Here is a 23231-nt window from a genome sequence, read left to right as displayed (position 1 = left end):
AGGAGAGTTCATGTACTACCCCTTCGTTCGTAAAGCCCTTTTTCAGCTCGATCCTGAGCGCGCTCATGAAGTTACTTTTCAACAATTACGTCGCGTATCAGGTACGCCGCTGGAAATGCTGGTCCGTCAGAAGGTGCCGTCCAAACCGGTCACCTGCATGGGTCTCACGTTTAAAAATCCGCTGGGTCTGGCCGCTGGGCTGGACAAGAACGGCGAGTGCATTGATGCGCTCGGCGCCATGGGTTTTGGCTCCATTGAAATTGGTACCGTAACGCCGCGTCCGCAGCCGGGGAACGATAAGCCGAGGATCTTCCGTCTGGTGGATGCCGAAGGTTTGATCAACCGCATGGGCTTTAATAACCACGGCGTTGATAACCTGGTTGAGAACGTTAAAAAGGCGCATTTTGACGGTATTCTCGGTATTAATATCGGTAAGAATAAAGATACGCCGGTTGAGCAGGGTAAAGATGATTATCTGATTTGTATGGAAAAAGTCTATCCGTATGCCGGCTATATCGCCATTAATATCTCTTCACCGAATACCCCAGGGCTGCGTACCTTACAATACGGCGATGCCCTGGATGATTTACTCTCTGGTATTAAAAATAAGCAGCTTGAGCTGCAGCAAAAGCATCAGAAATATGTCCCAGTCGCTGTGAAGATCGCCCCGGATCTTTCTCTTGAGGAATTGATCCAGGTGGCCGATAGTTTAGTTCGTCATAATATTGATGGGGTCATTGCCACCAATACTACTCTCGATCGTTCGCTGGTCCAGGGAATGAAATTCTGTGATGAAACCGGTGGCCTCAGCGGTCGTCCATTACAATTAAAGAGTACGGAAATTATCCGTATGCTGGCGACAGAATTAAACGGTCGTTTGCCGATTATCGGAGTCGGAGGGATTGACTCGGTGATCGCCGCACGGGAAAAAATCGCCGCCGGTGCAAGCCTTGTCCAGATTTATTCCGGATTTATTTTTAAAGGCCCTCCGCTGATTAAAGAAATTGTTACCCATATCTAATCTTTTCCTCCTCTGATCCCCCCCAGGGCTTTATTTCCGGCCCTGGTTGTTTTATATTCCTTCATTGTTGCTTATTTAGACATTTTAGTCTTTTCTTAATTTTGGAAATTATTCTGTTGCAGGATGCTATTGCATAAGAGATGCACGGGAAAGAGGACGGGGGAACGATGCGAATTAAACCTGACGATAACTGGCGTTGGTATTACGATGAAGAGCACGATCGTATGATGCTCGATTTGGCCAATGGTATGTTGTTCCGTTCGCGGTTTGCGCGTCGGATGTTGACGCCCGATGCCTTCTCACCTTCCGGATTCTGTGTCGACGATGCCGCACTGTATTTCTCTTTTGAAGAAAAATGTCGCGATATCGAGTTATCGAAAGAGCAGCGCGCGGAATTAGTTCTCAATGCGCTGGTCGCCATTCGCTTCCTGAAACCGCAGATGCCAAAGAGCTGGCACTTCACAACGCATGAAGTCTCCTGGCAGCCTGCCACCGGCGACGCCGCCAGCGCCTGGCTCAGCGATAGCGGACAGCAGGTTAATCTGCTGGTGGTTGAGCCGGGTGAAAATGCCGCGCTCTGTCTGTTGGCTCAGCCGGGCGTGACGGTCGCCGGGCGAGTCATGCAGCTGGGGGATGTGATTAAAATCATGAACGACAGGCTGCAACCGGCACAGGGTATGACCAGCTACAGCCTGGGTCAGGCGGTTTAAAACGCGCTAAGGCGCCAGCCGTAAGGCCGTTTTCGGTATACAGCTACAGCACAGAATCGTGCCATCGTCAGCGACCGCGTTTTTCTTCAACGGGCTGACCTCGCCTTCTTCCAGTCTGATGCGGCAGCTGCCGCAAATCCCCGCCCGACAAGAGTAGGGGATTCGAATGCCTTTTTGCTCCAGCTGCTCCAGCAATACCTGCTGATTATTGCCGCTAAACCGCTGCCCCTGCCATTCAATTTCAATGACGGCATCCGGCTGTGCGACAACCGCGGGCGTATCGTCGCTCTCGCCTGCGCCATAGGCTTTTGCCGGGCCGCGAGTCAGCACTTCCACTTCATCGCCCACGCGCACTACGCCGCTGTTGCGGGCAATCAGGTTTTGTCCAAAATCGACATCGCCGCTATCCAGCGCGGTGCGGAACCGTTGCAGCGTGGCCAGCGGTTCACCGGAAGGATGCTTTTTCCCCCGTTCCGGACTGACGGTAGTCAGCACGCAGCGGCTGCAGGGTTTTGCTACGTCAAAAACCACGTCACCGATGCGAATCACTTTCCAGGTATCCTCTTCCCAGGCCGCCGCACCGGTCACCACCAGGTTAGGGCGAAACTGTTCCATTCGCACGCTGGCCGGACAGCGTTTTTGCAGATCGCGCAGTGAGGCTTCGTTAGCCAGCAGATAGGGGAAACCATCGGCGAAGGTGAGTGGGACGGCATCGTGGCGCTTCACCCGCCGGGTGAGGCGGGGTCCTAACCAGCGGAGCTGAACATCGCGGTTAAAGAAACCGCTGAGCCACTGGTTGACCGATGGTGGAGCGATCAGCGCGGTGAAGTGATTCCCCCATACCTCGGTAGGCTCCTCCTGCGCCGAAAAATCGCTGAAGCGCACCACCGCGCTGCTGCCGTCTACCGCCGTCAGATGAATACCGTCGTACAGCGGAGATGGCGTAAACTTCACCATCTGCGGAAACTGACGGGCGGTAATAAAGGTGCCATCGGTTTCCGTCACCATAAAGGCGCGATCGAAGGCCAGGCCGCTGATATCGGCAAACGCGTGCGTCAGACCAATTCCACGCATGGATTTGACGGGATGAATAAAAAGTCGCGATAGCGTTAGCATGCGCTGCCTCTGGGCTTAAAAATAAGCCTTTAACTTTATGACATGAGGCGCATATTGGCTATAATGCGCAACAATTTTCTTTTAGTAAAAGTGACGATATGAATTCTCTGTTTGCCAGTACGGCTCGTGGCCTTGAAGAGCTGTTAAAAACTGAACTGGAAGCACTTGGCGCGGTGGACTGCCAGGTAGTCCAGGGCGGGGTCCATTTTCAGGGAGATACGCGCCTGCTGTATCAAAGCCTGATGTGGAGCCGACTGGCTTCGCGCATCATGCTGCCGCTGGGCCAGTGTAGCGTGTATAGCGACCTGGATCTGTACCTCGGTGTGCAGGCCATTCCGTGGACGGAGATTTTCACCCCTGACGCCACCTTCGCCGTTCATTTTAGCGGGCTGAACGATGAGATTCGCAACAGTCAGTACGGGGCGTTAAAGGTTAAAGATGCGATCGTCGATAGCTTCACGCGTAAAAATCTGCCGCGACCCAACGTCGATCGTGAAAACCCCGATCTGCGGATTAATGTCTGGCTGAATAAAGAAACGGCGCACATTTCACTCGATCTTAGCGGCGAAGGTCTGCATCTGCGCGGCTACCGCGACGGCACCGGCATGGCGCCGATCAAAGAGACGCTCGCTTCGGCGATCGTCATGCGCTCTGGCTGGGTTCCGGGGACGCCGCTGCTCGATCCAATGTGCGGTTCCGGTACGCTGCTGATTGAAGCCGCCATGCTGGCGACCGATCGTGCGCCGGGCCTGCATCGCGGTCACTGGGGCTTCAACGGCTGGCTGCAGCATGATGACGCGGTCTGGAAAGAGGTGAAGGCCGAAGCGCAGACCCGAGCACGTAAAGGGCTGGCGGCCTATGAGTCGCGTTTCTATGGTTCTGACGTCGATGCCCGCGTCATTGAACGCGCGCGCAGCAACGCCCGTCGCGCGGGCGTCGGCGAACTGATCGCATTTGAAGCGAAAGATGTCGCCCAACTCAGCAATCCGCTGCCAAAAGGCCCGTACGGAACCGTTATCAGCAACCCGCCGTACGGCGAACGTCTTGAAAGCGAGCCGGCGCTGATTGCCCTGCATAGCCTGCTTGGGCGGACGATGAAAACCCAGTTTGGCGGCTGGAACCTGTCGCTGTTCAGCGCTTCGCCGGAGCTTCTGAGCTGCCTGCAATTGCGCGCAGACAAGCAGTTTAAAGCCAAGAATGGCCCGCTGGACTGCGTACAGAAGAACTACCATCTGGCGGAAAACGACGGCAGCGGCGCGGTCTCCCTGGCGGAAGATTTCGCTAACCGTCTGCGCAAAAATCTGAAGAAATACGAGAAATGGGCGCGTCAGGAAGGGATTGAGTGTTACCGCCTGTATGATGCCGATTTGCCGGAGTATAACGTCGCGATCGACCGCTACGGCGAGTGGGTTGTGGTACAGGAGTATGCGCCGCCGAAGACGGTTGATGCGCATAAAGCGCGTCAGCGTCTGTTCGATATTATCGCGGCAACGATCTCCGTGCTTGGCATTGCGCCGAATAAGCTGGTGTTGAAAACCCGCGAGCGGCAGAAAGGGAAAAACCAGTATCAGAAAATGGCCGAGAAGGGCGATTTCCTCGAGGTTCAGGAGTATAACGCGCGTCTGTGGGTCAACCTGACCGACTATCTGGATACCGGTCTGTTCCTTGACCACCGTATTGCGCGTCGCATGCTGGGCCAGATGAGTAAAGGCAAGGACTTCCTCAACCTCTTCGCCTACACCGGCAGCGCCAGCGTTCATGCCGGCCTTGGCGGGGCGCGTTCGACGACCACCGTCGATATGTCGCGTACTTATCTCGAATGGGCCGAACGTAACCTGCGCCTCAACGGCTTAACCGGACGCGCGCATCGTCTGATGCAGGCTGACGTGCTGGGCTGGCTGCGCGAGAGCGATGAACAGTTCGATCTGATCTTTATCGATCCGCCGACGTTCTCTAACTCAAAACGCATGGAAGATGCCTTCGACGTGCAGCGCGACCATCTGCGTCTGATGACCGATCTCAAACGTCTGCTGCGCAAAGGCGGCACGATTATGTTCTCGAATAACAAACGCGGTTTCCGTATGGATCATGACGGGCTGGCGCAACTGGGGCTGAAAGCGCAAGAAATTACCCAAAAAACGCTGTCTCAGGATTTCGCCCGTAACCGTCAGATCCACAACTGCTGGCTGATTACTGCAGCCTGAAAGGAATAAAGAATGTCATTAATTAGTATGCATGGTGCCTGGCTCTCCTTCAGCGACTCTCCGCTGCTGGATAATGCCGAGTTGCATATCGAAGATAACGAGCGCGTCTGTCTGGTCGGGCGTAACGGCGCGGGCAAATCCACCCTGATGAAAATCCTTAACCGGGAGCAGGGGCTGGATGACGGGCGCATTATTTATGAGCAGGATCTGGTGGTCGCGCGACTGCAGCAGGATCCGCCGCGCAATGTGACCGGAACCGTCTATGATTTCGTTGCGGAAGGTATCGCCGAGCAGGCGGCCTACCTCAAAGGCTATCACGATGTTTCGCAGTTGGTAATGACCGACCCGAGCGACAAGAACCTGAATGAACTGGCGCGTCTGCAGGAGCAACTGGATAATTTAGGGCTGTGGCAGCTCGATAGCCGTATTAACGAAGTGCTGGAGCAGCTTAATCTCGATCCCAACGCCGAGCTCTCCTCGCTTTCCGGCGGCTGGCTGCGTAAAGCGGCTCTCGGCCGTGCCCTGGTCAGCGGGCCGCGCGTGCTGCTGCTCGATGAACCGACCAACCACCTGGATATTGAAACCATTGACTGGCTGGAAGGTTTCCTCAAGACCTTCAAAGGGACCATTATTTTCATCTCGCACGACCGTTCCTTTATTCGCAACATGGCGACGCGGATTGTCGATCTCGATCGCGGCAAGCTGGTGACCTACCCGGGGAACTACGATCAGTATCTGCTGGATAAAGAAGAAGCGCTGCGCGTCGAAGAGCTCCAGAATGCGGAATTCGATCGTAAACTGGCGCAGGAAGAGGTGTGGATCCGTCAGGGGATCAAAGCGCGTCGTACCCGTAACGAAGGGCGGGTGCGGGCACTGAAAGCCATGCGCCGCGAACGTGGCGAGCGCCGTGAAGTGATGGGCAGCGCGAAGATGCAGGTCGAAGAGGCTGCTCGCTCGGGTAAGATTGTCTTCGAAATGGAGAACGTCAACTACCAGGTTGATGGCAAGGTCCTGATTAAAGATTTCAGCGCCCAGATCCAGCGCGGTGACAAAATCGCCCTGATTGGTCCAAACGGCTGTGGGAAAACCACGCTGCTGAAATTGATGCTTGGTCAGCTGAAGGCGGATAGCGGGCGTATTCACGTCGGGACCAAGCTGGAAGTGGCCTACTTCGACCAGCACCGCGCGGAGCTTGACCCGGATAAAACGGTGATGGACAACCTTGCGGAAGGCAAGCAGGAAGTGATGGTCAACGGCAAGCCGCGTCACGTTCTGGGCTACCTGCAGGACTTCATGTTCCATCCGAAACGCGCGATGACACCGGTTCGCGCGCTGTCCGGCGGTGAGCGTAACCGCCTGCTGCTGGCGCGTCTGTTCCTGAAGCCGAGCAACCTGCTGATCCTCGATGAACCGACAAACGATCTGGATGTCGAGACCCTCGAGCTGCTGGAAGAGCTGGTCGACGGCTATCAGGGCACCGTGATGCTGGTCAGCCACGACCGTCAATTCGTCGATAATACCGTTACCGAGTGCTGGATCTTCGAAGGGGAAGGGCGCATCGGGCAATACGTCGGCGGCTATCACGACGCCCGCGGTCAGCAAGCGCAGTATCTGGCGCAAAAGCAGCAGATTAGCAAAAAAGCGGTAGAAGCTGCTCAACCGAAAGCAGAAAGTGTCAAACGAGCGTCAGGCAAACTAAGCTATAACCTGCAGCGCGAACTGGAACAGTTGCCGCAACGGCTCGAAGAACTGGAAACCCAACTGCAAACGCTGCAGGAACAGGTTGCCGATCCTTCTTTCTTTGGCCAGTCCCATGATCATACACAGCAGGTGCTGGCACAGCTGGCCGAGGCGGAACAGGCGCTGGAAACAGCCTTTGAACGCTGGGAATATCTCGAAGGATTAAAAAACGGCGCATAAGCTGAGGAGTTTTCATGTGCGATCATCATCATGCTGCGCGGCATATTCTGTGCCCACAATGTGATTTGCTGGTGGCTTTGCCGCAGCTGGAGCATCGCCAGAAAGCCGTATGCCCGCGCTGTGGCACGACGCTGACAACTTCGTGGGACGCGCCCCGGCAGCGTCCTACAGCCTATGCGCTGGTGGCATTATTTATGCTGCTGTTGGCCAACCTGTTTCCCTTCGTGGATATGCAGGTGAGCGGTCTCAGCAGCGAAATCAAGCTGCTGGAAATCCCCGGGGTGCTGTTTAGCGAAGATTACGCCAGCCTCGGCACCTTCTTTTTACTCTTCGTACAGCTGGTGCCCGCTTTTTGTCTGGTCACCATTCTGCTACTGGTCAACCGCATCCATATGCCGCGCGCGTTAAAGGCGTTTCTGGCGCGCATTCTGTTTCACCTCAAAACCTGGGGAATGGCGGAGATTTTCCTCGCCGGGGTGCTGGTGAGCTTCGTCAAGCTGATGGCATACGGTGATATCGGCGTCGGCTTAAGCTTCGCTCCCTGGTGTCTGTTCTGCATGCTGCAGCTGCGAGCGCTGCAGTGCGTAGACCGACGCTGGTTGTGGGACGATATTGCCCCGATGCCGGCGGTGACGCAGCCGCTGAAGATCGGCGTGACGGGGATCCGCCAGGGACTCCGTTCATGTTCGTGCTGTACCGCGGTTTTGCCCGCTGATGAAGCCGTTTGTCCCCGCTGTCAGACAAAAGGTACCGCGCGACGCAAACATAGCCTGCAGTGGACGCTGGCCCTGCTGCTGACCTCATGCGTCCTTTATCTGCCCGCTAATATCATGCCGATCATGATTACCGATTTACTGGGCGATAAATTGCCGTCAACGATTATGGCAGGGGTGATCCTGCTGTGGAGTGAAGGTTCATACCCGGTGGCGCTGGTGATATTTATTGCCAGTATTATGGTACCGACGCTGAAAATGCTCGCCATTGCCTGGCTGTGCTGGAACGCTAACGGTAACGGGCAGCGTGATTCGGAGCGCATGCACCTGATTTACGAAATTGTGGAGTTTGTTGGCCGCTGGTCAATGATTGATGTTTTTGTCATCGCTGTGCTCTCGGCGCTGGTGCGCATGGGAGGGTTGATGAGTATCTATCCTGCGATCGGGGCGGTGATGTTTGCGCTCGTTGTTGTCATGACAATGTTCTCAGCCATGACCTTTGACCCTCGTTTGTTGTGGGACCGTGAACCAGATTCAAGCCATGAGGAAATGCAGCAGCATGGAAAATAAGAGCGGAGAAGCGAAAGTGCAAAAGGTGAAGAACTGGTCACCCGTGTGGATCTTCCCCATCGTCACTGTGCTAATCGGCGCGTGGATTCTTTTTTATCACTACAGCCATCAAGGGCCGGAGGTGACGCTGATCACCACCAACGCTGAAGGGATTGAAGGGGGGAAAACCCGGATTAAAAGCCGCAGCGTGGATGTGGGGGTAGTCGAGAGCGCAACGTTGACCGACGATCTGACGCACGTAGAGATTAAAGCCCGGCTGAACGCCGGCATGAAGAAACTGTTGCATGAAGATTCCGTTTTTTGGGTCGTCAAACCGCAGGTAGGACGTGAAGGGATCAGTGGACTCGGCACGCTGCTGTCCGGAGCGTATATTGAACTGCAGCCGGGGACGAAAGGTGGGGAACCCGCCCGTTTCCCGCTGCTGGATTCTCCGCCGCTGGCTTCACCGGATGCAAAAGGGATCCGTATCCTGCTGGAGAGTAATAAAGCGGGTCAGCTGTCGCCTGGCGATCCGGTACTTTTCCGTGGCTATCGCGTTGGATCGGTGGAAACCAGTTCCTTTGATGCCCAAAAGCGCAGGATCACCTATCAGCTGTTTATCAATGCGCCCAACGATCGTCTGGTCACAACCAACGTCCGCTTCTGGAAAGACAGCGGTATTGCGGTCGATCTTTCTTCATCCGGGATGCGCGTGGAGATGGGATCGCTGGCGACCCTGTTCGGCGGCGGCGTCAGCTTTGATATCCCGGAAGGTCTGGATATGGGCGAGCCGGTGGCGAACAAAACGGGCTACCATCTCTTTGACGATCAGAAGAGCATTCAGGATTCAGTCTTTACCCAGCATATTGACTACGTCATGTTCTTTAAAGACTCCGTGCGCGGGCTGCAGCCGGGAGCTCCGGTCGAGTTCCGTGGAATTCGCCTGGGTACCGTCGGGAAAGTGCCGTTCTTTATTCCAGGACTGTATCAGCACCTGAATGAAGACTACCGCATCCCGGTGGAAGTCCGTATTGAACCAGAACGGCTGATCAGTCAGCTCGGCGGCGATCCAAATATCCGTACGCATATTGATGATCTGATTAATCGCGGCTTGCGGGGATCGCTGAAAACAGGGAACCTGGTGACCGGCGCGCTGTATATCGATCTCGACTTCTATCCGAAGGCGCCTCCGCGCGGCAAGATTCAGGAGTTTGGAACCTATCCGATCATTCCAACAATCAGCGGTGGTCTGGCGCAGATCCAGCAGCGTCTGATGGAAGCGCTGGATAAGATTAACAACCTGCCGATAAACCCGCTGCTGGAACAAGCGACCACCACGCTGGCGCAAAGTGAAAAAACGATGCAGCACGTTCAGACCACGCTGGATAGCCTGAACAAGATAGCGGCAAGCCCGTCAATGCAGCAGCTTCCTGGCGATATGCAGAATACGCTGCGCGAACTGAACCGCAGTATGCAGGGCTTCCAGCCTGGCTCGGCGGCATACAATAAAATGGTGGCCGATATGCAGCGACTGGATCAGGTTCTTCGCGAACTGCAGCCGGTACTGAAAACGCTCAATGATAAGAGCAATGCGCTGGTATTCGAGGCCAAGGATAAGAAAGATCCTCAGCCGAAGGGAGCAAAATAATGAAAAAATGGCTAATTGTGGCTGCGGCCTGCGCGTTGGCGGCCTGCAGCAGTGGGGAAAATAAAACCTACTATCAGCTTCCGGTTGTACAAAGCGGCGCACAAAGCGCCGCCCACCAAAGCAAAAACCTGCTGTGGGTTGAACAGGTCAGCATCCCGGATTATCTGGCGGGCAACGGGGTGGTCTATCAGACCAGTGACGTGCAGTATGTCATTGCCAATAACAATCTGTGGGCCAGCCCGCTCGATCAGCAGCTGCGTACCACGCTGGTGGCGAATCTGAGTGCTCAGCTTCCGGGCTGGGTGGTTGCTTCGCAGCCTCTGGGCAGCGAACAGGATACGCTCAATGTGGCGGTTAATGGCTTCCATGGCCGTTACGATGGCCGGGTCATCGTTAGCGGTGAGTGGTTGCTGAAGCACCAGGGTCAGCTGATTAAGCGCCCGTTCAATATTGAGCTTAAGCAGCAGCAGGATGGCTATGATGCGATGGTGAAGACTCTGGCTCAGGCCTGGTCTCAGGAAGCCACGGCAATTGCCAGCGAATTGAATCGCCTGCCATAAGTAAAATGAATGAAAATGAAGCGCCGCGGTGGACTGAAAAACCCCCGCGGTTTTTTATTTGTCTCGTCAGATCGTTACTTGTGCCGGTTCACATTTTTTGTACAAATGAATTTTCATGTAGCTCACAATTATGACAATGGCGTGAATTTTGCGCATTGACGTTGCCTCTGATTCGCGGTATTCGTTAACCGTGGTTGCATATTTAGTGACCACTGTTTTCTTTTCCACCAGATCAAATAATGAGGGAAACGAGGCATGAAGAGACAAAAACGAGATCGCCTGGAACGGGCACATCAACGTGGATACCAGGCCGGGATAACCGGAAGATCGAAAGAAATGTGTCCCTACCAGACCTTGAACCAAAGGTCCTACTGGCTAGGAGGCTGGCGAGAAGCCATGGAGGACAGGGTACAAACTGCCTGACTGTCTCTTTAAAAAAAGAAGCCTCCGCAGAGCGGGGGCTTCGCCTTTTTCAAGCATTGCTGCTTATCAGAATGCGGACGTATCCTGGAACAGACCCACTTTCAGATCGTTTGCGGTGTAGATCAGACGATCGTCAACCAGCACTTCACCATCCGCCAGGCCCATAATCAGACGACGGTTAACAACGCGTTTGAAGTGAATACGGTAAGTGACTTTCTTTGCCGTCGGCAGTACCTGGCCGGTGAATTTCACCTCGCCAACTCCCAGCGCGCGGCCTTTGCCTTCGCCACCGAGCCAGCCCAGATAGAAGCCTACCAGCTGCCACATGGCATCCAGCCCCAGACAGCCAGGCATAACCGGATCGCCGATAAAGTGGCAACCGAAGAACCACAGGTCCGGGTTAATATCGAGTTCTGCTTCAACATAACCTTTATCGTAGTTACCACCCGTCTCAGTCATTTTGATGACGCGGTCCATCATCAGCATATTCGGCGCGGGTAACTGTGGGCCTTTTGCGCCAAACAGTTCACCACGGCCAGAGGCAAGAAGGTCTTCTTTCGTATAGGATTCGCGTTTATCTACCATGTTTTCAGTAAGCCTTATTTTGAGTTCGGGACGCAGGATAGCTAACACGTGTAAGCTGAACAAGTCCGATCAGTTAGAACCTGAACCACCTAACCAGCGTAGCGGCCACGGAAAACGATGACGACTCTCTTGCTGCGTCGCCTGCGCGATCCGTTCCTGGATGGTTTGCCGTAAAGTTTGCCCTTCGCCATCCCATAGCAGCTGGGTCAGAACCGGCAGCGCTTCCGTGACATCTTCCACCGCCCAGATGAAAAACTGCTCGTCAGCGACGGCCTGCCGGAGTTCTGCTGCCAGACTCAGGTGGCGGATATTTGCCGCAGGAATAATGACCCCTTGCTTACCGGTTAATCCGCGCTGCTGGCAAATGGTGAAAAAGCCTTCGATCTTCTCATTAAGGCCGCCTACCGGCTGCACGCGACCAAACTGATCGACGGAACCGGTAATGGCAATGCTCTGATTAATCGGTACGCCGGCGAGAGCACTGATTAGCGCACATAGCTCGGCCATCGAGGCGCTGTCGCCGTCGACTTCACTGTAGGATTGTTCGAAGGTCAGCGAAGCCGTGAAGGGGAGCTGCTGTTCGAGCTCCAGCTCGGACATCAGGAACGCCTGCATGATCATCATGCCTTTGGCATGGATGTTGCCACCCAGCTCCGCCTTACGTTCAACGTCGATGAACTCACCGTCACCGATGTGTACGACGCAGCTGATGCGAGACGGTTCGCCAAACGGACGCGGATGTCCGGGGAATTCGATGACCGACAAGGCGTTAATCTGGCCGATGCATTCGCCTTCGGTTTCAATCATTATCTGCTCTTGCAGGATTTCATCCTGAATCCGCTCGGCGAGATAGCCTTCACGCCACTCGCGCCGGGCCAGCATGGTTTGCATCTCTTCCGCGGTGATCTGCCCACCTTCGCAGAACGCCGCTGCTTCTCGCAGCTGACGGGCTATCCAGAGCGGGCACAGCGGTAATGTCTCCTGATCGCCGGTATAACGCGCGGCTTCCTGAATCAACAGGGGCCAGGCGTCAGCGGCCAGTTCCGGTAGTCCGAGCTGCTGCGCGTTTTTCCCGACCCACTGACACCACAGCTTGAGCGTATCCGCATCGGCAATCTGTAGATTCTCTTCGTATTCGCTGTAAATCGCCTGAGCGGAGAGTTCGGGCTCCATCTCCTGGAAATCGGCCAATGAATCACGCTCCCCAACCAGAATCACCTTCAGGCTGAGCGGCATAGAGGGAATCGCGACCGGCAGAGGACGAGACTCGTCAATGGACAGCCAGTCAAAGCGCTGGCGGGCGACCATGCTTTTCAGGCGCATCCAGAGCAGCGGTTGAGCGAGTAACGCGCGCAGAGAGATAATCAGTACGCCGCCGTTGGCCCGGTGCACCAGTCCTGGCTGGAGAGTGATTTCGCCGTTGAATTGCCGTACGCAGCCAAAGAGCTGCTCTGCTTCTATCCAGTCGGCAGATTCAACCGGTGCGGAGCTGGCAAAATTATCGTCGGCATCTTTAGCCGGGGTGAGGGTGACGTTGCCGCCATTGACCTGATAGCGCACACCGTAGAGCGGTGCGGCAGGCTCATGTAAGGTTCGCGTTTCCGTCGCCAGCCACTGCAGGTACTCCGGTTCTTCCGGGGCTTTCACCAGCATGAATGGCGAGATGGTCGGAGTCACCAGAAGCTGCTCCAGACCATAGAATAAACGGGGCTGCAGTTCGCCGGAGAGGCCATCTTCTGCCTGAGCTAAATCGGCTTGTGCAAACAGCGCCTGATAACTTTCCGTATCAGGAGCAAGGTCGTTTCGGGTAAGTTTCGTAATGGTCAAAGTCGCTGTTTTTTAGTCAGATGTAAAACGCGCGATTATACCTGATGCTGCGTCTGAGCACACGGGGGATTGCGTTTGCCGTGATGATTACCGGGTTACCTGCATCACGAATGATGATTTATTCTCAGCACATTGGGAAAAAACTGATATCCTGAAATGAGTTACACGGTCACATTGAGATCGCAATGAAATATCAACAACTGGAAAATCTTGAAAGCGGCTGGAAATGGAAATATCTGGTAAAAAAGCACCGGGAAGGTGAGCTGATTACCCGCTACATTGAAGCCAGCGCAGCGAAAGCCGCGGTCGATGTCTTACTGACGCTCGAAAATGAACCTGTTCTGGTGCATACCTGGATTGAGCAGCATATGAATCCGGAGTTAATGAACCGGATGAAGCAGACAATCCGCGCGCGTCGGAAACGGCACTTCAACGCTGAGCATCTGCACACGCGTAAAAAATCGATCGACCTGGAGTTTATCGTCTGGCAGCGCCTGGCGGGACTCGCGCAGCGGCGTGGGAAAACCCTGTCTGAAACCATCGTACAGTTGATTGAAGACGCCGAGCATAAAGAGAAGTACGCCAGTAAAATGTCCAGCCTGAAGCATGATTTACAGGTGCTGTTGGGGAAAGAGTAGCTGCAGAGGACAGGGCGAGACAGTATCGGGCAGGCTATGTGTTGATGCCAGAAATAAGTCCAAAAAAAACCCCGCAAAAGCGGGGTTTTTTATCGGTAGTAAAACTTAAGCCTGCGGCTGAGTTACTACGTCTTTGTAACCTTTAACTTCGATCTCTACGCGACGATCTGGGCCCAGGCAGTCGATCAGTGCAGCGCGAGCTTTCACGTTGTCACAGGTATTGCCGGTAACCGGGTTGGATTCACCCATACCACGTGCGGAGATTTTGCCAGCCGGGATACCTTTAGATACCAGGTAATCAACAACGGACTGAGCACGTTTCTCAGACAGCTGCTGGTTGTAAGCGTCAGAACCGATACGGTCGGTGTAGCCCAGAACCACTGCAGAACCGTCTTTCGGATCCATGTTGCTCAGCTGAGTGTACAGCTGATCCAGTGCCTGCTGACCTTCCGGTTTCAGGGTAGATTTGTTGAAGTTGAACAGAACGTCAGACTTCAGAGTGAAGTGCTTAGTCGTCACTTCCGGAGCCGGTGCCGGTGCCGGAGCAACAACCGGAGCTGCTTCTTCCTGACCGAAACGGTAAGAAACACCCAGGCTCAGCATGCCGTTGTCAGGACGCGCGCCAACGGTACCTGCGTCACCGATGTTGTTAACCCACTGGTATTCCAGACGGGTAGCGATGTCACGAGTAACAGCCCACTCTAAACCACCAGCAAATACCGGGGATACGCCAGTGTCGTGTTCGCTGCGGGATACGCCGGTAGAACCGTAGTTGCCGTCAGCATCTGCACGCCAGACCATACCACCCAGACGGGTATAGATATCCAGATCGTCAGTGATCGGGTAACCCAGTTTAGCAGTCAGCTGAACGCCCTGAGCTTTGAAAGCGCCGTTGTCTACGCTGCCTTTATAAGCCATACGGCCCAGCCAGTCGTAACCCATTTCAAAACCGAGGTACGGGTTAACCTGATAACCACCGAACGCACCAGCACCCAGCTGATCGTTACGGGTCGGGCCGTTGTTGTTCTGGAAACCGTTACCGTAGAAACCGGTATCGTGATACTGGGACCAGCCCAGTTTACCACCTGCATACCAGGTGTTATCTTTCGGTGCGGCCTGCGCTACGGTAGCGAAGCCAGCCAGTGCCACTGCAATCGCGATAGCTGTCTTTTTCATTTTTTGCGCCTCATTATCATCCAAAATTCGCCATGAAGTTACAAAAGACCTCACGGTTAAATCCTTCACCCGGGGCGTGACTTGTTGTTAACTATGCTGATACATGCAGCGTAAGCCGATCACCCCTGGCGATGTAAAGTCTACAACTTAGTTCGAAACTTACAAGTGTGAACTCCGTCAGGCATATGAAAAAAAAGGGTTGTGTACACAAGATTTAACAAATATGGTTAATTTTTATTCACCAAATAAAGCCGCGAAACCGCATCAGACAGGCATTCCGCTACAAATCACCCTGTTTTAAAAAGGGTATTGTTGTAAGCAAAAAAAATTCCAGGATTAATCCTAATTTGGCTTAATGATACAAATTCGAGTGAATTTTTAGCCCGCTGAGTTGTCTCCCAGCCTGGTTCGTATTTCCAACCGGCCGCATGATAAACCCCATTGCATTACCCTCTTGTGCGGCAATGGCCAGGCGTTCATGCTCTTCTGCCGCCAGCTCATCTGCCAGCCAGCCAATCACCACACTGTAATTCCCAGTGCGCAGCGCGCGGATCATCGACTCGACGGTGTTGAAAGGGGAGAGCTGATTAATCTGCATAACCTTCGACAGCGGTAATCCGGAAGACTGAACCCATTCGCGACTCAATTTCTGCTTCGGCGTCAGCCAGAGCTGCCAGCGTGACTGCTGGCCGAGCTGCTGTAATAAAGGTAGCAGGAGTAATTGTGTCATCATCGGTTGATCTTCACGGTAGACAATTTCACTGATCAGCCCGCTGGCCGGTTGTTCGACAACGTCATGTGAAGGGCGACGTACTGAAGCAGAAGTCAGTGATGAACGATTTGCGTAAGCTGAAGTAAACATAGTCTATCCCGCCTGTGGGTTACTGTATGAATATACAGTATATCCAGCAGGGGAAAAGATCAACCTCATTTATCGCTTCATTGGTTGAAAATTGTACATGATTTTTGTCGATTCCGCGCCTGAGCGTTCTGGTGGGGAGAGCGGAGAGCGCGATTCTTATCACCAATCGTCGTGGCGCAAGCCAAGCGCCTGGTCCAGCGCTATATGCACATTGCCCAATTTACCATGCGGCTTGCCAAACTATTCACCGGCATTTCAGTGAGCAGGGCTGGCGTATTTATTACTTATATATCGGGTATTCCCGCCAGACTGTTTTCTGAAAGCCCCTCGCAAAATGATGATTAAATGTTGAACAGTGTAAAAATCATCTTGCTGCAATATACGAAGTCACTTATTTTCTATATTAACGGATCCGTTAACAAATAATCTTCTATTTACATGATTAACAAAGGAATAATCATGAAGAAAATGTCATCTTTACGGTTCCATCAACTCCAGGAATGTTTATCTCCACTCGGCAAAATAAGCTGTCGCCCGCTCTTTGGCGGCTACAGCCTTGCCATAGACGATACCGTTTTTGCCATGGTCGCCGAGGGCGAAATCTATCTTAAAATTTGTGAGCAGAGCGCGGAATATCGCGTTGTGCATGCCACTCCACTCTTGACGATGCGAAAAAATGGTCGCCCGGTCTTACTGAAATATTATCAGGTTGACGAGACCCTCTGGGGTGATAGTAAAACGCTTTTCAATCTGTCGGCGTCCTCATTACAAAGTGCACGCAATGAAAAGCGTCTACAGCATGCGTCCGGAAGATTAAAAGATCTCCCGAATATCAGTTTTCATATGGAGCTGCTGTTGATTAACGCAGGCGTGAGCGATGAAAAAATGCTCCGTCAGTTTGGTGCGGAGAAAGTCTGGTTGAAATTGCGGGAATCAAACAAAGCACTTACGTTGAATGTTCTCTATGCGCTGGAAGGGGCTATTGCCGGAGTGCATTCCGCAGCGCTCCCGACGCAGCGGCGTCAGGAGCTTAAGGTATGGGCCGGCAGCCAGCACAAAAATATCGATCTTTACTCGGGTTGAACCGCAACCTGCTTTTGCAACCTACAGATTTCCGGCAACAGCGCCAGCAGCAGACCAATTTGCTGCAGCACCAGCGGCTCTTTGCTGTCAGCCCGGGGCTCAAGATGTTGGATCCGGGTCTGCAAACTATTAAGCGCCTGCTGCACCCGCTGTTCGTCGGCAGGCGTGTGGTGCAGCGCATCATCAACGTAGCAGACGGCATCATCAAGCAGGGCGAGAATTTCCGCAGTCGTGAGTTTTTCCCGGTGCGCACCGAGTGCGGAAATATAGCTGGTAAAGGTATGGTTCAGGCAAAGTAAACGGAATGCCGTTTCGCGCATGGCTGAGTTAGCCCGCGGTTCCGTCGACAGGTTTGATACCACAGATGCCAGTTCACCATCCCGGCTATGGGCATCGCGGCGGGCAACGCGATAGGCCAGGCGGTTATCGCGTCCCTGGTGATATTGCTCGAGGATGGCATCGAGGTAGCGGCAGTTGGCGTTGATAGCCTGATCCAGCGCCCGTGGCAGATTGCGGAACTTCCAGTCTGGCCAGATAAAGCTCACCGCCGCCCAGGCGATAGCACAGCCAATCAGCGTATCGAAAATACGCGGCAGCGCGACCTCGAAACCTTCGCCTAGCAGGTTAAAGCACAGCAGAACCAGCAGGGTGATGAACATCGTCGCGTGGGCATACTGCACGTTGCGAAAAGCAAAGAACAGCACGCCGGTCAGAACAATGAGCAGCAGTTGGCCTTCAACCGATGGCACGAGCAGTAATATCGGCAGGCCTATGGCCACCCCGATCAGGGTACCGATAATCCTCAGCGCGAGTCGATGACGGGTGGCGTTATAGTTCGGCTGGCAGACAAACAGGCTGGTCAGGAGTATCCAGTAACCGTGGTTTAAGCCGGTGAACTGGATAAACGCATAGCCGGTACAGAGGACCAATGACATCCTGACCGCATGACGGAACAGAGCCGATTCTGGCGACATGTTGCGGCGCAGCCGCAGCCAAATATCGCTGAAACTGTTAAGTCCGTCGTCTGCGAGCAGGTTTTCGGTTGCGCTGTTCGCCGGGGCACTGGTTTGCGCCGACTCAATGGTTGCCAGCTGAGCGTCGATAGCGCGGAGATTGTTAAGCAGAAAGCCCAGCGCTTTCATCTGTTCAGCCGGAGCGCCGCTGGCCTGCACGCGGTCGAGGGCGGCATCAAGGTGCATAAATGCCCGCTCGAAATGGGCATCGTGCTGGTAGGGCTCGCGTAAAAGAATCGCGCGGGACAGTTTCTGGCATGCCTGCGCCTGCATCGACAGCATGCGCTGGAAGCGGAACATCACATCGCTATAGCGAAAATGATCGCGCAGCGTTTGGTACTGAATGTGCGATGAACTGGCGCGTTCGTGAATATCCTGAGCAACAAAGTAGTATTGCAATGTGCGACGGGTGCCGCGCTGGCCGCGGTCGCCGCGCAGACGCGTCAGCAGAGAGACCTTGGTCTGATTGAGCGTCGTCACCAGTTGACCATTGGCAATGGCTAAATCATATAGCGGCGCCTGGCTCTCATCCTCAATATCCGGGTCAAACAGACGGGATTTAAGATCCAGGTAATGCGCCAGCTGTTCATAGCTGCGCGCAAGATTATCCTGAAGAGGGCGAATCGGGAAAATCAGGTGTCCGCAGAGGGTCAGCAGGTTGTACCAGACTGCACCGGTCAGCAGAAAGAACGGCTGCAGATACCAGCGATCGTAGAGCGTTACCCCCAGCATGGTATAAATGGCGATCAGCAAGGCGCCAAATGCGATGGTGGCGTAACGCTGCCCCAGACCGCCGAGCAAGATAAATCCGGTGGTCGATACGGTTAACCCAAGCGCAAACAGCCAGGGCCAGGGGAACAGTAGCTCCACCGAAGCGGAAGCAATAAAGAAACACACTAGCGTGATGGCCAGATTGCGCAACCGGCCGGCCAGACGATCGTCGAGGTCGGTCAATGCCGCGGCCACCACGCCCAGCGTCAGGGGAATGGTCAGTTTGACTTCGCCAAGCCACCATGGAACGGCGGTTGTGCCGCAGAGTGCGATAAAAATCCTGGCGTTATATAGCCAGGCACTGTTCCATGTATAACGGCGTAGCAAGGGGCTAAGCATGGTCGTGTTCCGTCCGGTTACTGAAAGCGACGACGCGCATTCGCTTCACGCGCGGCGCGAGCCGTTTCGACGGAAACCACTCGACGTCCCACCGGCCATAATGCAATGGCGGCAATTTTAAAATTGGCAATACCGACCGGGATGCCAATGATGGTCAGGCATTGGGCGATGCCGCTGAAAATATGCATCAGGCACAGCCACCAGCCAAAAAAGATAAACCACAAAATATTCAGAATCGTGCCACCGGCATTCAGCAGGCTATTTTTGCCTTGCGGTTCAAGTTCATCGACATGAATGGCTTCATTACCGTAAGGCAGCAAGGAGAGTCGGGTAATCTCCCAGCATGAGCGGGTTAATGGCAGGGTGAAGATCAGGATGATGCTGACCAGAGTTGCCAGCAGCCAGCCCAGCGTGGTGGCGAAACCGCCAAGGATAAAGTTCAAAATATTCAGAATGGTACGCATAAACCCTCAGTTCAGTCCTGGAGATAATAAGTCCTGACCATTGTAACGTTTTTTACGCTGGAGCACCTGGTCGCTGGCGGTTAAACTTAAAAACATCCAACCTGATTGAAATTCGGCATGATATGGAACTTAAAGCGACAACATTGGGCAAACGTATGGCACAGCATCCTTACGACCGGGTGCAACTGCTAAACGCGGGAGTAAAAGTCTCGGGTGATAACCATGAGTATCTTATCCCTTTCAATCAGTTATTGTCAGTTCAATGTAAGCGCGGCCTGGTCTGGGGCGAACTGGAGTTCGTTTTACCGGACAGCAAAGTCGTGCGTTTACACGGCACCGAGTGGAATGAAACGCAGCGTTTTTATCATCATCTGAATACCCTGTGGCAGCAGTGGAGCGCGGAAATGAGCGGTATTGCCGCCGGTGTTCTCCAGCAGCAGCTGGAGGAGGTTGCCCGCGCCAGCGCCGAAGGCAAGTGGCTGACCCGTCAGCAGGTTACTGACATTCAGGTGAAGATTCGTCGTGCGTTGACCGGTCTGCCAATGCCGACCAGCCGTCTTGAGGCTTTCGAGAACTGTCGTGAGCTGTGGCGGCAGTGCCAAAGCTGGCTGGCCGATACCGAAGAGGCCCGGTTGGCTCATAATCAGGCTTTTACGGAATCGATGCTGGAGCAGTATCGCGGATTTTTTACCAGCGTCGAAACCTCTCCGCTGAATCCTGCGCAGGCGCGGGCGGTGGTCAACGGCGAGCGCGCTTTATTGGTGCTTGCCGGGGCCGGAAGCGGCAAAACGTCCGTGCTAGTGGCGCGAGCCGGATGGTTATTAACGCGGGGAGAAGCCGCCGCCGACCAGATTCTGCTGCTGGCATTTGGCCGCCAGGCGGCGCAGGAAATGGATGAGCGTATTCGTGAACGGCTGGGCTCAGAAGAGATTACGGCGCGCACCTTTCACTCTCTGGCACTGCATATTATCCAGCAGGGCAGCAAAAAAGTGCCGACCATCAGCAAGCTGGAGAGCGACAGCACGGCCCGCCAGACCTTGCTGCTGAAAAACTGGCGCCAGCAGTGTCAGGAGAAAAAAGTGCAGGCCAAGGGGTGGCGGCAGTGGCTGGAAGAAGAGATGGGCTGGCAGGTGCCGGACGGCGAATTCTGGCAGGATAAAAAAATTCAGCGACGGATGACCAGTCGCCTCGATCGCTGGGTTAGTCTGATGCGAATGCACGGGGGATCGCAGGCGGAGATGATCGCCGGCGCGCCGGAAGAGGTGCGCGACCTGTTCAGTAAGCGCGTTAAGCTGATGGCGCCGTTGTTAAAAGCGTGGAAAACGGCGCTGAAAGACGAAGGCGCGGTCGATTTTTCCGGGTTGATACATCAGGCGATTAATATTCTGGATAAAGGACGCTTCGTCAGCCCGTGGAAACATATCCTGGTCGACGAGTTCCAGGATATCTCGCCGCAGCGCGCCGCCTTGCTTGCTGCGCTGCGTCGGCAGAACACGCAGGCGACGTTATTTGCCGTTGGCGATGACTGGCAGGCTATCTATCGCTTTAGCGGGGCACAACTCTCTTTGACCACCGCATTTAATCACTATTTTGGCGAAGGCGATTGCTGCGCGCTGGATACCACCTACCGGTTTAACGGGCGTATTGGGGAGGTGGCGAACGGCTTTATACAACAAAACCCGCATCAGTTGAGTAAACCATTGAACAGCCTGACGGCCGGAGACAAGAAAGCCGTAACGTTGCTGGCGGACGATAAGCTCGACGATCTCCTCGATAAGCTCAGCGGCTACGCGAAACCGGAGCAGCGGATTTTATTGCTGGCGCGCTACCATCATTTGAAACCTGAGGCGCTGGAAAAAGCGGCGACGCGCTGGCCGCATCTGCAGCTCGATTTTATGACCATCCATGCCAGTAAAGGTCAGCAGGCGGATTATGTCATTGTCCTGGGACTTCAGGATGGTGATGATGCGTTTCCGGCCCCGGCGCGTGAATCCATTATGGAGCAGGCGCTGCTGCCGCAGCCGGAGGATTTTCCGGATGCGGAAGAGCGACGTTTGCTCTATGTCGCTATCACGCGTGCTCGGCTTCGCGTCTGGCTATTGTTCAACAAAGCGCGGCCTTCGCCATTTGTCGAAATGTTAGAAGATCTGGATGTGCCGGTGGCGAGAAAACCGTAAGTGCCGGCGGGCGGGCCGCCGGCCGGGATTACTTCAGCCGGTCGGCGAGGTAACGTTGATAATCCGGGATCAGAATATCGAGAGGTTCAGCGAAGTTCGGCGACAGAATAATAAAGTCGGCCGTTGAGGCATTGGTGGCTACAGGGATGTTCCACACCGTAGCCAGGCGCAGCAGTGCCTTGACATCCGGGTCGTGCGGCACGGCGTTGAGCGGATCCCAGAAGAAAATCAGCACATCGATTTTACCTTCCGAAATTAGCGCGCCGACCTGCTGATCGCCACCCATCGGTCCGCTCAGCATCGCGTTAACCTCCAGCCCGGTTGCGCGGGAGATAAGGTTACCGGTGGTGCCGGTTGCATAGAGTTCGTGCTGGGCCAGCAGCGGCTGGTGGCGCTCAACCCATTTCATCAGCATATCTTTACAGTGATCGTGAGCAACCAGCGCGATATGTTTGCGTGCGGGTAACGTACGTGTCGTCAGTTCCATATTTTTATTCCACATTTTGACCTGCAGACAGATTACTGGAAGTGACTGTTGCTGCAAGCATCCGGGTGAAAATTTTTGACGTATCCGTAAGTCAGGATGCATGGCCCGTTCAGTCGGATTAGCATACACTTGGGCTAAAGAGTGGAGGATTAAATGAAAGAGAACGATATCGCAGGCATTCTCACCTCAACCCAGACGATTGCGCTGGTGGGGGCGAGTGACAAACCGGATCGCCCAAGTTATCGGGTGATGAAATACCTTCTTGAACAGGGCTATCACGTTATCCCTGTTGCGCCGAAAGTCGCTGGTACCACGCTGATGGGGCAGAAAGGCTACGCCACCCTTGGCGATGTGCCGGAAAAAGTGGATATGGTCGATGTCTTTCGCAACTCCGATGCGGCGCTGGCCGTTGCTCAGGAGGCCATCGCCATTGGTGCGAAAACGCTGTGGTTGCAGCTGGGCGTGATTAACGAACAGGCGGCGGTACTGGCGCGCGAGGCTGGGCTGAATGTGGTGATGGATCGCTGCCCGGCGATTGAAATACCGCGTTTAGGGCTGGCGAAGTAAATAAAAAACCCCGCGATAGCGGGGTTTTTTTACATCAGTTACGTAGCCGCGGGGCCTGTAGCTGTCGGCGAATCGTTCTGGCCAGCTCGTCCATCGACGGCTGTTCCGGATGTTCGTCGCTGGCTTCACCGCTCAACTGCGCTTCCGCAAGATAAGTGTGGATCGGCTGGCCGTCCTCATCTTCCATGACCACATGATACCAGGGCGACGCGCGCAGTTCGTCATTGGCTGCAATTTCATCCTCTTCCGGCTCGGCGAGCGAGTATACGGGATCGATATCAACAACCACGCCGAGGTAGCCCAATAGCGTATGGCGAACCTGCTGGCCGATACCGAATTTGCTGGCAATCATAGGCACCTCCTGGGAAACGTTATTAC

21 protein-coding genes are annotated in these 23231 nt (G+C 54.4%); 12 read left to right on the top strand and 9 right to left on the bottom strand.

The annotated features are described in order from the left end of the window. Positions 1-10 precede the first annotated feature (10 nt). Positions 11-1021 (top strand): quinone-dependent dihydroorotate dehydrogenase, encoded by a 1011-nt coding sequence (pyrD, locus tag GRPL_RS04995; protein WP_004860131.1) that lies wholly within the window; start codon positions 11-13, stop codon positions 1019-1021. A gap of 167 nt (positions 1022-1188) precedes the next feature. Next, positions 1189-1731, top strand: coding sequence for a cell division protein ZapC (gene zapC / locus GRPL_RS05000; RefSeq protein ID WP_004860132.1), 543 nt, complete (start codon positions 1189-1191; stop codon positions 1729-1731). 6 nt (positions 1732-1737) lie between these two features. On the opposite strand, the gene GRPL_RS05005 is transcribed toward zapC, so the two are convergent. Beyond that, positions 1738-2847, bottom strand: a complete 1110-nt coding sequence (locus GRPL_RS05005; protein WP_032700364.1) for a YcbX family protein — start codon at positions 2845-2847, stop codon at positions 1738-1740. A 98-nt stretch (positions 2848-2945) separates the two neighbouring features. Between GRPL_RS05005 and rlmKL the strand changes: the two genes are divergently transcribed. The 6 genes from rlmKL (at position 2946) to rmf (ending at position 10864) form a co-directional block, all read left to right on the top strand. Then, positions 2946-5051: a bifunctional 23S rRNA (guanine(2069)-N(7))-methyltransferase RlmK/23S rRNA (guanine(2445)-N(2))-methyltransferase RlmL gene (gene rlmKL / locus GRPL_RS05010; protein ID WP_032688503.1), complete on the top strand. Its 2106-nt coding sequence runs from the start codon at positions 2946-2948 to the stop codon at positions 5049-5051. 12 nt (positions 5052-5063) lie between these two features. Then, positions 5064-6971, top strand: coding sequence for an ABC transporter ATP-binding protein (locus tag GRPL_RS05015; protein WP_032688502.1), 1908 nt, complete (start codon positions 5064-5066; stop codon positions 6969-6971). Positions 6972-6985: 14 nt separating this feature from the next. After that, positions 6986-8254 (top strand): membrane integrity-associated transporter subunit PqiA, encoded by a 1269-nt coding sequence (pqiA, locus tag GRPL_RS05020; protein ID WP_032688501.1) that lies wholly within the window; start codon positions 6986-6988, stop codon positions 8252-8254. Beyond that, a complete protein-coding gene (gene pqiB / locus GRPL_RS05025; RefSeq protein ID WP_032700363.1) occupies positions 8244-9881 on the top strand; it encodes an intermembrane transport protein PqiB in 1638 nt (545 codons plus the stop codon). Before pqiA ends, pqiB begins: the two co-directional genes overlap by 11 nt. Beyond that, positions 9881-10441: a membrane integrity-associated transporter subunit PqiC gene (gene pqiC / locus GRPL_RS05030; RefSeq protein WP_032688499.1), complete on the top strand. Its 561-nt coding sequence runs from the start codon at positions 9881-9883 to the stop codon at positions 10439-10441. Before pqiB ends, pqiC begins: the two co-directional genes overlap by 1 nt. 255 nt (positions 10442-10696) lie before the next feature. After that, a complete protein-coding gene (rmf, locus tag GRPL_RS27150) occupies positions 10697-10864 on the top strand; it encodes a ribosome modulation factor (protein WP_004871568.1) in 168 nt (55 codons plus the stop codon). A gap of 66 nt (positions 10865-10930) precedes the next feature. Here rmf and fabA read toward each other — a convergent pair whose 3' ends face one another. Both fabA and GRPL_RS05040 read right to left on the bottom strand, forming a co-directional pair. Next, positions 10931-11449 (bottom strand): bifunctional 3-hydroxydecanoyl-ACP dehydratase/trans-2-decenoyl-ACP isomerase, encoded by a 519-nt coding sequence (gene fabA, locus GRPL_RS05035; protein ID WP_004860150.1) that lies wholly within the window; start codon positions 11447-11449, stop codon positions 10931-10933. Between the two features lie 69 nt (positions 11450-11518). Continuing rightward, positions 11519-13276, bottom strand: a complete 1758-nt coding sequence (locus GRPL_RS05040; RefSeq protein WP_032700362.1) for an AAA family ATPase — start codon at positions 13274-13276, stop codon at positions 11519-11521. Positions 13277-13461: 185 nt separating this feature from the next. Here GRPL_RS05040 and matP point away from each other — a divergent pair, with 185 nt between their 5' ends. Beyond that, a complete protein-coding gene (gene matP / locus GRPL_RS05045) occupies positions 13462-13914 on the top strand; it encodes a macrodomain Ter protein MatP (RefSeq protein ID WP_004860155.1) in 453 nt (150 codons plus the stop codon). Positions 13915-14019: 105 nt separating this feature from the next. Here matP and ompA read toward each other — a convergent pair whose 3' ends face one another. Further along, positions 14020-15090 (bottom strand): porin OmpA, encoded by a 1071-nt coding sequence (ompA, locus tag GRPL_RS05050; protein WP_032688496.1) that lies wholly within the window; start codon positions 15088-15090, stop codon positions 14020-14022. A gap of 352 nt (positions 15091-15442) precedes the next feature. Continuing rightward, positions 15443-15952 carry an SOS-induced cell division inhibitor SulA gene (gene sulA / locus GRPL_RS05055; protein WP_032688495.1) on the bottom strand — a complete coding sequence of 170 codons (510 nt, stop codon included), beginning with the start codon at positions 15950-15952 and terminating at the stop codon, positions 15443-15445. Positions 15953-16411: 459 nt separating this feature from the next. Here sulA and GRPL_RS05060 point away from each other — a divergent pair, with 459 nt between their 5' ends. Continuing rightward, positions 16412-17035, top strand: coding sequence for a TfoX/Sxy family DNA transformation protein (locus GRPL_RS05060; protein ID WP_032688494.1), 624 nt, complete (start codon positions 16412-16414; stop codon positions 17033-17035). On the opposite strand, the gene yccS is transcribed toward GRPL_RS05060, so the two are convergent. Together yccS and GRPL_RS05070 are read right to left on the bottom strand one after the other, a co-directional pair. Beyond that, positions 17023-19158 carry a YccS family putative transporter gene (gene yccS, locus GRPL_RS05065; protein WP_032700361.1) on the bottom strand — a complete coding sequence of 712 codons (2136 nt, stop codon included), beginning with the start codon at positions 19156-19158 and terminating at the stop codon, positions 17023-17025. The two genes, GRPL_RS05060 and yccS, sit on opposite strands and share 13 nt — an antisense overlap. 17 nt (positions 19159-19175) lie before the next feature. After that, positions 19176-19622 carry a YccF domain-containing protein gene (locus GRPL_RS05070; protein WP_004860167.1) on the bottom strand — a complete coding sequence of 149 codons (447 nt, stop codon included), beginning with the start codon at positions 19620-19622 and terminating at the stop codon, positions 19176-19178. Between the two features lie 122 nt (positions 19623-19744). Here GRPL_RS05070 and helD point away from each other — a divergent pair, with 122 nt between their 5' ends. Next, positions 19745-21799: a DNA helicase IV gene (gene helD / locus GRPL_RS05075; protein WP_032700360.1), complete on the top strand. Its 2055-nt coding sequence runs from the start codon at positions 19745-19747 to the stop codon at positions 21797-21799. 28 nt (positions 21800-21827) lie between these two features. Here helD and mgsA read toward each other — a convergent pair whose 3' ends face one another. Further along, positions 21828-22286 carry a methylglyoxal synthase gene (gene mgsA, locus GRPL_RS05080; protein WP_032688625.1) on the bottom strand — a complete coding sequence of 153 codons (459 nt, stop codon included), beginning with the start codon at positions 22284-22286 and terminating at the stop codon, positions 21828-21830. Positions 22287-22439: 153 nt separating this feature from the next. Here mgsA and GRPL_RS05085 point away from each other — a divergent pair, with 153 nt between their 5' ends. Beyond that, on the top strand, positions 22440-22853 hold the full coding sequence (locus GRPL_RS05085) for a CoA-binding protein (RefSeq protein WP_032688491.1): 414 nt from the start codon (positions 22440-22442) through the stop codon (positions 22851-22853). 34 nt (positions 22854-22887) lie between these two features. On the opposite strand, the gene hspQ is transcribed toward GRPL_RS05085, so the two are convergent. Continuing rightward, positions 22888-23205: a heat shock protein HspQ gene (gene hspQ / locus GRPL_RS05090; protein WP_004860177.1), complete on the bottom strand. Its 318-nt coding sequence runs from the start codon at positions 23203-23205 to the stop codon at positions 22888-22890. Between the last annotated feature and the right edge of the window lie 26 nt (positions 23206-23231).

This window comes from Klebsiella planticola ATCC 33531 (assembly GCF_000735435.1).
Classification (GTDB): Bacteria; Pseudomonadota; Gammaproteobacteria; order Enterobacterales; family Enterobacteriaceae; genus Klebsiella; species Klebsiella planticola.
This window is presented reverse-complemented; position numbering and strand designations above follow the sequence as displayed.